At 33.4% G+C, this 13,353-nt stretch carries 10 protein-coding genes; 5 read left to right on the top strand and 5 right to left on the bottom strand.

Translation table 11 applies throughout. The annotated features are described in order from the left end of the window. The first annotated feature begins 16 nt into the window (after positions 1-16). On the top strand, positions 17-373 hold the full coding sequence (locus C1S72_RS06685) for a toxin-antitoxin system YwqK family antitoxin (protein ID WP_104734849.1): 357 nt from the start codon (positions 17-19) through the stop codon (positions 371-373). 75 nt (positions 374-448) lie between these two features. Here C1S72_RS06685 and C1S72_RS06680 read toward each other — a convergent pair whose 3' ends face one another. Continuing rightward, on the bottom strand, positions 449-1,630 hold the full coding sequence (locus tag C1S72_RS06680) for a multidrug transporter (protein WP_104734848.1): 1,182 nt from the start codon (positions 1,628-1,630) through the stop codon (positions 449-451). A 46-nt stretch (positions 1,631-1,676) separates the two neighbouring features. Continuing rightward, a complete protein-coding gene (locus C1S72_RS06675) occupies positions 1,677-4,487 on the bottom strand; it encodes a TonB-dependent receptor (RefSeq protein WP_104734847.1) in 2,811 nt (936 codons plus the stop codon). A gap of 182 nt (positions 4,488-4,669) precedes the next feature. Between C1S72_RS06675 and C1S72_RS06670 the strand changes: the two genes are divergently transcribed. Continuing rightward, the gene (locus C1S72_RS06670; protein WP_104734846.1) at positions 4,670-6,016 is read left to right on the top strand and encodes a deoxyguanosinetriphosphate triphosphohydrolase; all 1,347 of its coding nucleotides are present in this window, start codon (positions 4,670-4,672) and stop codon (positions 6,014-6,016) included. Positions 6,017-6,114: 98 nt separating this feature from the next. Beyond that, the gene (locus C1S72_RS14560; protein ID WP_262496518.1) at positions 6,115-6,240 is read left to right on the top strand and encodes a hypothetical protein; all 126 of its coding nucleotides are present in this window, start codon (positions 6,115-6,117) and stop codon (positions 6,238-6,240) included. 5 nt (positions 6,241-6,245) lie between these two features. Here C1S72_RS14560 and C1S72_RS06665 read toward each other — a convergent pair whose 3' ends face one another. After that, the gene (locus C1S72_RS06665; protein ID WP_205527085.1) at positions 6,246-8,006 is read right to left on the bottom strand and encodes a 1-deoxy-D-xylulose-5-phosphate synthase; all 1,761 of its coding nucleotides are present in this window, start codon (positions 8,004-8,006) and stop codon (positions 6,246-6,248) included. A 142-nt stretch (positions 8,007-8,148) separates the two neighbouring features. Here C1S72_RS06665 and C1S72_RS06660 point away from each other — a divergent pair, with 142 nt between their 5' ends. After that, positions 8,149-10,809: a T9SS-dependent M36 family metallopeptidase gene (locus tag C1S72_RS06660; protein ID WP_104734844.1), complete on the top strand. Its 2,661-nt coding sequence runs from the start codon at positions 8,149-8,151 to the stop codon at positions 10,807-10,809. Positions 10,810-10,877: 68 nt separating this feature from the next. Further along, complete coding sequence (locus tag C1S72_RS06655) at positions 10,878-11,327, top strand: nucleoside deaminase (protein WP_104735818.1); 450 nt, start codon at positions 10,878-10,880, stop codon at positions 11,325-11,327. Here C1S72_RS06655 and C1S72_RS06650 read toward each other — a convergent pair. Beyond that, positions 11,324-11,557, bottom strand: a complete 234-nt coding sequence (locus tag C1S72_RS06650) for a hypothetical protein (protein ID WP_104734843.1) — start codon at positions 11,555-11,557, stop codon at positions 11,324-11,326. The two genes, C1S72_RS06655 and C1S72_RS06650, sit on opposite strands and share 4 nt — an antisense overlap. A gap of 2 nt (positions 11,558-11,559) precedes the next feature. Next, a complete protein-coding gene (locus tag C1S72_RS06645; RefSeq protein WP_104734842.1) occupies positions 11,560-13,338 on the bottom strand; it encodes a chloride channel protein in 1,779 nt (592 codons plus the stop codon). Between the last annotated feature and the right edge of the window lie 15 nt (positions 13,339-13,353).

Raw genomic sequence — 13,353 nt, 5'->3', positions numbered from 1 at the left:
TTAAAAACCCATAATTATGAAGAAAACGGTATTGTTTTTTGCTCTTTTAATAACTGTGGTCTCTTTTGCGCAACAAGAGAGAGAATTAAAGCTTAACGAAGACACGAATTTAATTGATGTGACTTATTATCATGACAATGGAGTTGTAAGCCAAACAGGTTCATATACTTTAGATGGTAAGCTACAAGGTGAGTGGTTCAGCTTTAATACAGAGGGCAAAAAAATTGTTTCTGCGAATTATGATAATGGGCAAAAAGTCGGCAAGTGGTTTTATTGGAATAATGAAACCTTAAAAGAAGTAGATTATAGTAATAATGCAATTGCAAGTGTTAATGAATGGACGAATAAATCCTCGTTAGCACAACGTGATTAAAACTTACCATATTGAAAATAAAAAAAGCACCCAACTAGGGTGCTTTTTTTATTTTCGTTAAAACGACATTTTTATTTACTGATTGGTCCAGTTTGCTCCCCAGGTTGCATAATCAGTAGTGGTTGCGTTACCATCACCAGAAATAAAGTCAGCTTCTGTAAATGTTTCACCTGTATCATTTTTCATCTTTAAAATAACATCAACAAAAGTTGCATCAGTAACCATTAAATCGTCACTTAATACACCTGCTCCTGTTGGGTTATCCCCAGCATCACCATCTAAATCAAAGCCTTCTTCGAAACCTTCAATATAGACATTGGTAAAAATACCTTGTGTACCCGCTCTTAATCTTATGGCTTCATTACCAGTAGCTGAACCATTACCTATAATAGTTAAATTGTTTACTGTTGGTTTTGAAAAATATCCACCTGCATTACTGAAATCGGTGTTGTAACCATCAGCTTCAATGCCTTTATCATGGCTAGCACCATGCTTAACATAAGCATTAGTAATAGTCCCTGTATAACCTTCTGTCCAGTCAATTGAATCATCTTGAGCATTAACTACAGATACATAATTAACGTTTACGGTACCTCCAAAAAATTCAACACCATCATCTTTTCCCTCATATGCTTGAATGTAATTTACAACTGTACCATTTCCTACACCATAAAAAGAAATTCCATTGTTTTCAGATTGACCATCCGCTGCACCACCAGAATACTCAACACGCACATAGTTTAAAATTCCAGAATCATCAGCATCATTTGTGCCACCATAAGGTAAACTTGCAATTTCAGAAGTTGATGTAGCCGATCCTGTTACGGAATTTATTGGAGCTCTACCTAATAAGATAAGTCCTCCCCAATCACCAGCTACTGGATTTGACGCATCAGAAGTAAATACAATTGGACAGTCTGCAGTACCATTTGCAATTATTTTAGCACCTTGAGATATGGCTACATAAACATCTGCACCTGAAGACAAAGCTTCAATAGTCATACAAGCAGGAATTGTTAAGGTAGTTCCAGAAGCCATAATCAAAGAGCCATTAATTTTGTAGGTATTGTTAGCATCTAAAGTTAAGTCTTCAGTGTAAGTTCCAGATAAAAAGATCGTTTGAGGGTCTGTTGTGCCACCACTACCATTGTTGTTGGTAACGCTGTTGTCATTTATGATGATATCCGAAGTATCATCTGATGCACACGAGAAAAGCATTGCTATTGCTGCTAATCCTAAAATTAAATTATTTTTCATTTTTTTTTGAGTTTAATTATTCTTAATGTTATTATTTATAGTTGTGTTAAAATTTATACTTTAGTTGTAACCCTAAATTCATCCCACGCTTGTAATCTGAAACACCTGTTCCATTTGCTGAATTAACAACAACATCGCCTAATGTGGCTTCTCTCACATATTTAATGGTAGGGTTTAATAGGTTTTTGACGCTAAAATTGATTTCGAAATTGTCTTTAATAGTATTTTTCCAAATGAAATCTAAAGTGGGTACACTTTTCTCAACAATGTTTCCTAACTGTCCTGATCCAAGTGCGTCAATTCTATCAGAAAAATAAGAGAATACTAAATTGGCAACAGGTTTATAATTATTGAATGTTGGTGAATAACTTATATCAGCATTTAATAGAAGTGGTGAAGCTCCTTGCAATTCATCCTCATCCTTATCAAAGCTTAAATCGAATGTACCATCAATTTGCTCATATAAATCTTGATTAGTTTCCATATACGTGGCATTAAAACCAACAGATAATGTTGAATTGTCATTCTCATCTTTCAGGATATCTTTTCTTACTTCCACTTCTACACCATAGACAGTTGCTTTATCACCTGTTCTTACATAGCGTTGTGTTCCTGTTGCATCACCTACTACAACTAAATTAACAGGATCGTTGATTTCTTTTGTAAAAAGACCAACTGAGAAGATTTCACTTTTACTGAAAAACCACTCATACTTCAAATCAAAATTTAAGATTTTAGAAACACCTTTTTCTAATAAATCTGGGTTACCACCAATACGTGTTGAAATATTTTCATAAACAAATGGTGCCACTTCCTTAAATTCCGGAATTGATATGGTTTGACTTCCAGAGAAACGAATATTTTGCTCATCGTTAAGAGCATATTTAATATTTAAGCTTGGCAGAAAGAAATTGTCATAAAATCCAATTTCATTTTTCCCATTATTCCCTAAATTAATCACATCATAGGCAATACGCTGCTCAACTGATTCTAGACGCACACCAGGTACAAACAGCCATTTTTCTCCAGCTTTTATTTCAGCATTTACATAACCAGCATAAATATCCAATTTACCGTTATAGGTGTTTTCAGGAAGTCCTGGTCTGTTTGTATTTGGTTGTCCAGGAATATTATTAATAACAGTTATTTCATAAATACCGTTACTATTCTCATTTATATTTAAATTATCAAGATTGAATATATTGTTGAAATTGTTTACATCTGTTACCGCATAGTCGGTATCAACTATTCGATAACCATAACGAATATTGTCAAAGTCACGTGTCTTACTTCTGCCGTTATAACCTAAATTCAATTTAAGTTTTTCACTTACTTCGTATGCTAAATTTGCAATGCCATTGTATTCTTCATCTTCAATATTTTGGAAATAGCGTTGGTTATCATAATCAACATTATTGTAGAAAATTGGATTAGTTGTTGGGTCATTATCCAAAGCAAATTGATAGTTTTCTAAACTGATACGTTTTCTATCTGGTTGTTTTGAGAATACATTGTTATAACCAAATCCCCAATCTAATTTTAATTTACCAGAAGTATGTTCACCCAATAACTGATTGACAAACATTTGTGTTTGATCAAACTGAACGTTCATTTGATAAAAACCTTCGTCAGTACTAGCAATACCATCCCTATTTCTACCTTTTCCATCAACACCAAAATAACCTACAACATCTGAAGAACTGTTAATGTATAATGAATTGTACTTTAAACTGTTCTTGTCATCAATACGATAATTCACATTAGCCATAGCAGTTGTTGTGGTAGCGTATTCGTATTCTTCAGCACTATCTATGTAGGCTTTTTTCTCAACTAGTGTATAATCTTGATTTGTTCCTTCTCGATATTCATAACCATTTTCAAATGATGCTGTTGCAAACAAGCTTAAACGTGAGCCATTTTTAAAATCGAAAGATTTACCTCCTGAAGCTCCAAAAGAAACATTAAGTGGTGTCTCAACAGATTCAGGATCAATTCCATGTGAAAGAATTACGGCGAACGGATTATGATTATATCTCGCATAGTCGCCAAAATAGCCAGTGCCTTCACTTTTTACGAAGTCTTTACCAATGGCATTGGTATTAAAGCCACTCCCAATAAAGGCTTCAAAATAACCATTCCCTTTATAGTTTTTTGAAGTGACATTTACATTACCTGCAGAAAAATCACCATAAAAGTTACTTGAATAAGCCTTACTTATTGATACATTTTCAATAATATCAGAAGAGAATAAATTTAAGTCAATGTTCTTTTTATTGACGTCATTGGAAGGTAAAGCCAGGCCATTCATAGTTGTATTTAGGTATCGATCGCCAAGACCTCTTACATAAACATTACTAGAGCCTTCTTGTTTTGAAACACCAGATATTTTTGCAACTGCGCCAGCTGCATCGCTAACCCCTTTTCTAGATAGTTCTTCAGCTCCAATACTTTGTTTGATTTCAATCGCTTTTTTCTGATCTAATAATAAGGCTACTTCACTTTCACGCTTTGTTGTTGTAGTTATTACTACTTCATCTAGAGAAGCTGCACTTGCAGACATAGCTAAATTTATTTCGGTAACCTTGCCAGCTATTATTGTTGCTTCAACTTCCTGTGATTGGTAACCAACAAAACTAAAAACAATAGTATAAGTACCAGGTTCAATATTTTCTATTGAATACAACCCATCCATATCAGAAGTAGTTCCTTTGGTGGTCCCTTTAATCAATATATTAGCAAACGGTAATGGTTCGTCATTATATTCTGTATCTGTAAGTTTACCTACAAGTGTTCCCGTATTTTGGGAATACGCTAAAAGAGTAGTAAATAATGTTAATGTTAGAAGAAAATATTTCATTTAGTTTTTTGTAAAATTTCTTGCGGCAAAGAAACCTTACTAATGTAAAGTCAAGGTTAATTACAGATTAAACCTAAATCATAAAACTGTTATCTAAACGTTATGCAAATGGATAAAAAAATTGCATTTAGAAAAGATTTCTTAACATTGAAAAATGTATATTGCAAGTCAATTATTTAGCTATGAATTGGGAACAATTACTTTCTCTAAAGCGGTATGGAGATACTAACAAAAGATTAAGAAAAGAACAGGATGAAACGCGGTTAGGTTTTGAAGTAGATTATGATCGCGTGATATTTTCTTCAGAATTTAGAAGTCTTCAAGATAAAACCCAAGTTATTCCATTGTCTAAAACAGACTTTGTACATACGAGATTAACTCACAGTTTAGAGGTTAGTGTAGTTGGGAGAACTTTAGGAAGAAAAGCAGGTAAAAAATTAATAGAGAAATATCCACATTTACAAAATATTCATGGGTATCAACCCAATGATTTTGGGGCTATTGTTGCAGCTGCTGCTTTGGCTCATGATATTGGAAATCCACCTTTTGGACATTCAGGTGAGAAAGCTATTGGTGAATTCTTTAAAACAGGAGACGGACAGGTTTTTAAATCTCAATTAACAGAAAAAGAATATCAAGATTTATGCGATTTTGAAGGAAATGCAAACGGCTTAAAAATTTTAACCGAAAGCAGAGTAGGTAGAGAAGGAGGATTGAGATTGAGTTATGCCACCCTTGGTGCTTTTATGAAATATCCTAAAGAGTCCTTGCCTATAAAACCATCAAATCACATTGCCGACAAAAAATATGGGTTTTTTCAAAGTGAAAAGGAAGCGTTTGTTGATATCGTAAATGAATTAGGATTAATAAAAAGAGGTGCTAATAATAATTTAAGTTTTTCTAGACATCCACTTGCTTTTTTAGTTGAAGCCGCAGATGATATATGCTATACGATTATAGATTTTGAAGATGGTATCAATTTAGGTTTGATTCAAGAAGAATTTGCGTTGGAGTACTTGATAAACCTTGTAAGGGATACTATTCAAACAAAAAAGTACAATCAATTAGAAACAACCAAAGATAGAATAAGCTATTTAAGAGCTTTGGCAATCAATACTCTTATAAATGAAGCTGTTGATGTTTTTATTTCCAATGAAGAGAAAATACTCAATGATAGCTTTAATTATGCACTATTGGATAAAAGTAAATATGAAGCCCAAATTAATGATATCATAAAAATAAGCATCAATAAGATATATAAATCAAAAGAAGTGATAGATAAAGAGATTATGGGCTATCGTGTTATAAATACATTATTGAAAACTTATGTAAGTGCTATAATCAATAAATTTTCAGGAAAACTGTCAAACTATGATAAGCTTATACTCAAAGCTCTAGCTAATAAAATATTTGTTAAGGATGAAGACAATCTGTATGATCAATTATTAGCTGTTTGTAATTATGTCGCATCATTATCTGATAGTCGTGCCATATTAGATTATAAAAAAATACGTGGAATTTACATTTAGTAAGAATAATCTTTCCTAAAAACGCAACACATCGAATAAATTTGAATTTTAACGATGTTTATTATAAGTTTAGCTTCTCGAATCTTAAAGATACTGTCATGAAAAAAAATATTCTTGGAGCCATTGTTATTTTCTTTGTAACATTTGCTTGCTTATTGGCATTAAATGAAATATCTAATGATAACGCTCCAGAATTTGAGGCGCAATACTATGTTGAGGATTAGATTTATTATGTTAAACTCTCTAAATAAGTTCTTATTTTTGAAGGGCTTAAGCCAATTTCGTCTTGAAGTTCTTGCACACTAGCATGTTCTATAAAATAATCAGGAATTCCTAAAACCTTAATAATGTTCTTGTAATTATTTTTAGTTGCAAATTCTGAAATAGCAGAACCAAACCCACCAATCACACAACCATCTTCAACAGTTACTAAAGTTTTATAAGTTTCAAAAATATCATGAAGTAAATTGGTGTCTAAAGGCTTTACGAATCTCATGGTATAATGTGAAATATCCATATTTCTAATAGCTTCTTCCACATTGTTTGAAATTGTTCCAATACTTAAAACAGCAATTGTTTTACCTTTTTTCAACTGAACAGCTTTTCCTATTTTAATTTTTTTAAACGGTAAGTTCCAATTTAATATGACGCCTCTTCCTCTAGGATATCTTATAGCAAGAGGACCTTTAAAATGACCAAGTTGCGCAGTAAACATAATATTTCGGAGCTCAATTTCATTTCTAGGAGCAAACAGGGTTATGTTAGGGATACATCTCAAATATGCCATATCAAAAGCGCCATGATGTGTGGCACCGTCTTCTCCAACCAATCCTGATCTATCTAAAAAGAATATTACAGGTAGGTTTTGTAGTGCTACATCATGAATGATTTGATCATATGCACGTTGTAAAAAAGTGGAGTAAATATTACAAAAAGGAATCATTCCTTGTGTGGCCATGCCTGCAGCAAGTGTAACGGCATGCTGTTCGGCTATACCTACATCAAAAGCCCTGTTAGGAAACTCATCAATCATGAGCTTCATAGAACTACCAGTTGGCATAGCTGGCGTAATTCCAATAATAGATTCGTTTGATTTAGCAAGTTCCACTAAAGTAATACCAAAAACATCTTGAAATTTTGGAGGTTGTATCACTTCCGATTTTGGGACAATATCGCCAGTAATAGCGTTGAATTTACCTGGAGCGTGATATGTAACTTGATTTTCTTCGGCTTGTTTTAGTCCTTTACCCTTGGTGGTTGTGACATGTAAAAACTTTGGGCCTTTAATAGATTTTAGGCGTTCTAATTCAGAAATAAGTTTGGAGATATTATGACCATCTACTGGTCCCGAGTAATTAAAATTTAAAGCTTCAAAAATGTTATCTTGTTTTTGGTTTCCTGTTTTTACATTGGTTAAATATTCTTTCAAAGCACCAACGCTTGGATCTATTCCTATTGCATTATCATTAAGAATAACAAGAATATTGGTGTTAGTTGCACCAGCGTGATTAAGCCCTTCAAAGGCCATTCCACTAGCTATTGAAGCATCACCAATAACAGCAATATGATGTTTGCTTGAATCTCCTTTTATTTTAGAGGCAATCGCCATTCCCAAAATAGCTGAAATTGACGTTGAAGAGTGTCCTGTTCCAAAGGTATCAAATTCGCTTTCACTTCTTTTTGGGAAACCACTTATACCATGAATTTGCCTATTTGTATGGAACTTTTCTTTTCTGCCTGTTAATATTTTATGTACATAAGCTTGGTGGCCAACATCCCATATCAGTAGATCATCAGGAGTGTTGTAAACATAATGAATTGCCAAAGTTAATTCTACCACACCTAAACTTGCTCCTAAATGCCCTTCCTTTACAGCTACAATGTCAATGATGAATTTACGTAACTCCTTGGCAAGCGCTTTTAGTTGCTCGTGAGTCAATTTTTTTAAATCATCAGGAGAATTAATGGTATTTAAAAAGCTGTTCATCATTGGTGAGTAATAACGTGTAAAATTATTAAAATAGCGTATAAAACAATTATGAATTTAATTATTTTAAGTTAATGCAATAAAATCACGAACTCTTCCTTATATTTGTGAAATTATCAAATATGAATAACAAAAAATTGAAAAAATGAAGTACAATTACTTTAAGTTTTTGTTTTTTTTAGGAATAATTTTGTTTGCCCATAAAGGGTTTTCGCAAAATGGCCTAACAGAATCAGAATATGGCTCTAAGATACAAATGTACCTTGACCAAGAAAAAGAAAATTACAATTTATTAAGCAGTGACATTGCTGATTTATCAATTAGTAAAGAATTTTATTCAAAAAAAACGAAGATTACACATGTTTATGTTAATCAACGTTACCAAGGCATTAATATTTTTAATGCCATTTCTAGTGTCGCAATAAAAGATAATTCTGTTTTTTACTATGCTAACAATTTTATTAGCGATATAGCTAGTAGAGTTAACACAGTAACTCCACAAATAAATGCTGAGACAGCTGTTGAAAGAGTTGTGTCTGCACTTAATTTGGGTGCGTTAGAAGGATTAGAGACGATTAATGTAGAAGGTAAGAAATACTTGTTTACAAATGGTAATGTTTCTAAAACTGAAATACCAGTTGAACTTGTTTATTTTCCTAATGCTGATGGAGAGTTAGTTTTAGCTTGGGATTTAAGTATCCATACTACGGATGCCAAAAATTGGTGGAGCATTAGAGTAAATGCATTAAATGGAGAAATAATAAACCAAACAGATTGGATATTGACATGTAATTTTGGTTATTCTAACCACATCAATCATGGACACACAAAACAGAATGTTACTAAAGATTTTAATTTGTTCAAGAATAATTCACTTCTTGTAGATGGATCTCAATATAATGTGTTTGCCATTCCAGATGAAAGCCCAAATAATGGGAGTAGAACTTTAGTAAGCGAACCAGCTGACGATGTTGCATCACCTTTTGGGTGGCATGATACTGATGGAAATAATGGTGCTGAATTCACTATAACTCGTGGTAATAATGTATGGGCTATGGAAGATAGAAATGGAAATGATGGTGCTGGCTATGCTCCAGATGGTACAGGAACTTTAAATTTTGATTTCCCTCTAAATTTAAATCAAGCACCTGCTCTTTATGAAGATGTGTCCATAACAAACTTATTTTATTTGAATAATATTATGCACGATGTTTGGTATCAATATGGATTTGATGAAGCTAGTGGAAATTTTCAAGAAACAAATTATACAGGACAAGGATTAGGAAGTGATTTTGTCTTTGCTGATGCCCAAGATGGTGCTGGATTAAACAATGCGACATTTGGCACGCCATCTGATGGGTCAAATCCAGGGATGACTATGTTTTTGTGGTCTGCACCAGGAATTCCTGGTGATCCCTTAACTATAAATACGGGGTCATTAGTAGGAGATTACCCTGGACTACCAGGTCAATTTGGAGGTGTATTGACTTCAACGCCTATAACGGCTAATTTAGTTTTGGTGGTTGATAATGACCGTGGAGGTATGGCATCAACTGATCCTAATGATGCTTGTAATACTATCACTAATAGTACTGAAATAGCAGGAAATATTGCAGTTATTCGTAGAGGAGTTTGCGAGTTTGGTTTTAAAGTCCTTGCTGCAGAAAATGCTGGAGCAATAGCAGCAATAGTTGTTAATAATGAAGCTAATCCAGAATTTATTTCTATGGGAGGAGGAGCTGTTGGAGATAATGTTACAATTCCATCCATAAGTGTCAGTCAAGCTGATGGTGAAGCTATCATTTCAGCTTTAGAAAATGGAGAGACAATAAATGCTTCATTGCAAGATGCTGGACCATACCAAAGAGATGGTAGTTTAGATAATACAATAATTGCACACGAATATGGACATGGAATTTCTAACAGATTGACTGGTGGCGCAGCTGCTGCAAACTGTCTAACTAATGCTACTCAAATGGGTGAGGGTTGGTCTGACTGGTTTGCTTTAATGATTTCAATGACTTCAGATGAAGATTTTGAAGCTGGTCGAGGAATAGCAACATATTCAGCAGGACAGGGATTGGACGGAGTTGGAATTAGAACTGCAAAATACAGTATTGATTTCGCTGTTAATCCTTTTACTTATGGTGATACAAATAATGGTGCCGCTTTTTCACAACCACATGGAATTGGATCTATTTGGGCTACTATGCTTTATGATTTAGCATATGCATATGTTCAGAAATATGGTTTTGATCCGGATTATTACAATGGTACTGGCGGTAACAATAAAGTTATGCAAGTGGTAATGGACGCTCTTAAACTTCAGCAATGTAATCCTGGTTTTGTTAATGGTAGAGATGCTATTCTTGCTGCAGATACTGCTTTGACAGGTGGTGAGGATCAATGTATGATTTGGGAAGTCTTTGCAAATAGAGGTTTAGGTTTTAATGCATCCCAAGGCACGTCAGGTAGTAGGTCTGATCAAGTAGAAAGCTTTACATTACCACCAGATACAGATCCTTCATTGGCTAACTGTACGAGCTTAAGTGTAGATGAGTTTAATGAAAATGATTACTTGATTTATCCGAACCCAACAAATAACAATGTATTCATTAAAACAAATAAAAACTTTGGTAAAGTTGTCTTGACATTAACCGATATCAATGGAAGACAGGTTTACTCTAAACAAGTTGATTTGTTTGGAGAAGTTGAAATAAACATGAACTTATTCCAGTCAGGAATTTACGTTCTAAATATTAAAGGCGAGTTCATTAACTCCAACAGTAAGATTATTAAAAATTAATCTTTAAATAATAAAATATTTTAAGGCAACCGTCAATGATGGTTGCCTTTTTTTATTTTTGTAATACTATGGAAGTTTTATTTGATGACAATTATTTTATGAAGAAGGCATTGCAGGAAGCCCAACTAGCCTTTGAAAAAGGTGAGATTCCTGTTGGAGCAGTTGTTGTTATTAAGGATAGAATTATTGCCAGAGGACATAATTTAACTGAATTATTAAATGATGTCACTGCTCATGCCGAGATGCAAGCCATTACAGCTGCAGCCAATTTTTTAGGCGGAAAGTATTTACATGATTGTACACTTTATGTTACTTTAGAACCATGCCAAATGTGTGCTGGTGCATTGTATTGGAGTCAAATTTCTAGGATTGTTTTTGGTGCTCGAGATGAAGAACGTGGATGTATCAAATTGCAAACCAAGCTACACCCTAAAACAAAAATAGAAGGAGGGATTATGGCAGATGAAGCATCTATACTGTTGAAACGTTTTTTTATTGAGAAACGTAATCTGAACTAATTATTTCTTTTTTCTCTTTCTCGCATTTTATCCAAATTTTCTTTAGTCAGTAAGTAATCTTTAACATCTTTGTTTTTCCATCGATGCCAAGAAAATAATGGGAATACTATAAAAAATAATCCAGCAACACCATATCCTACTAACTTTTCAGAATATTCTAAATCTGCAATAAGCCCTGTAGTAATCGCTCCAACAGATAAAATAAATAACAAAAAAATCAAATACTTCATAATCAGGTTGTATAATTAATGAGTTCACGCCTGTAGGCTGTAAGTAATTTTGATTTGGAAACAAACCCTAAATACTTACCATTTTTAATGACTGGTAAATTCCATACTCCCAAATCTTGAAATTTTTGCATGACCTTTTTCATGTTGTCTTTGTCATAATCAATAAAACCAGGTGGTATTTGCATGAAAGTTTCAACTGAAGTTGAACTATATAGAGATTGGTCAAACATAATATTTCTTATATCGTCTAAAAGCAATATACCAACTAACCGTTTTTCCTCATCAACTACTGGAAATAAGTTTCTGTTTGATTTTGAAACACCTCTATGCAGCATGTCACCTAATGACATGTCAGGATGTAATTCAATAAAATTTTGTTCAATTACACTATCTAAAGTCATTATAGTTAATACACTTTGATCTTTATCATGCGTCAGTAATGCACCTTTCTCGGCTAATTCTTTTGTGTAAATAGTATGTTCAATGGTATTTCGAGTAATGATGAATGACATAGAAACCGTTATCATTAATGGTACGAATAACTCATAACCACCTGTAATTTCTGCAATTAAAAATATAGCTGTTAAAGGTGCATGTAAAACACCAGATATAAGTCCAGCCATACCAATGAGTGTGAAATTACTTTCCGATACATGAAAGTTCAGACCTATATTATTGATGATTTTTGCAACAACATTACCAAGCGCACTTCCCATAACCATTGTTGGTATAATAATACCTCCTGAACCACCAGCCGCAAAAGTTGTTGTCATAGCAACAGCCTTAAATATGGTAATGCCTATAAGTAAGGCAATTACCACCCAAATGTTATCGAGATACTTATCAAAAGGGGTTTTTCCTAAAGCATGAAGATGATTTCCATCTAAGAGATCATTAATAAAACCAAAACCTTCACCGTATAATGGAGGAATAAAGTACAACATGGCTCCTATGGCAAGACCACCAACTATAAGTTTTTGACCATTAGTTTTAAAGCGGTTAAAAAAGGAATAAGTAGCAAAGTAAATTTTGGAAAAATAGATAGATGCAATTCCAGTTCCTATCCCTAATACAATATAAAAAAGTGTGTCTTTTAACGCGAATTTATCAGATACGTTATAATTAAATAAAACACCATCCCCTAGAAAAAAGTAAGAAGTTAATACTGATGAAACTGAAGCGATTAATAATGGTAATAACGAAGCAAATGTAAGATCTAGGCTAAAAACTTCAATGGCAAAAATAATAGCTGCAATTGGCGACTTAAATATAGAGGCAATAGCACCTGCAGCAGCACAACCAATAAGAAGCGTACGCGTTTTTCGATCAATATGGAATAATTGACCAATATTGGAACTTATGGCAGAAGCAGATGCAATGGCTGGTCCTAACAAACCCACCGAACCACCAAAACCAACTGTTAGCGGTGCAGTAATTAATGGTAAATAAATTTTACTAGGTTTAATAAGCCCATTCTTTTTAGAAAGTGAAAACAGGATACTGGGAATGGCATGCTCAACAGGTTTTTTGGCAATATATTTCATGAACAAATACACCAACCAAATACCAATTACCGGTAGGATAAAATAGATGCTATTTTGAGACCAAATAACAACTTTCTCAAGCAACCATTCAATCCCAAAAGTTATATTTTTTATGGTTACTGATACGAGACCTGCTAATAAACCAATTAGCATACTTAATAAAATAACAAAATTCTTTTGAGATATATATTTATACCTCCAGATGTGAACTCGTTTTATAAATTGCCTAATGGTCATTTACTTTAATTGAAC

Origin of the sequence: Hanstruepera ponticola, assembly GCF_002940745.1 — a bacterium.
Lineage (GTDB): Bacteria > Bacteroidota > Bacteroidia > Flavobacteriales > Flavobacteriaceae > Hanstruepera > Hanstruepera ponticola.
This window is presented reverse-complemented; position numbering and strand designations above follow the sequence as displayed.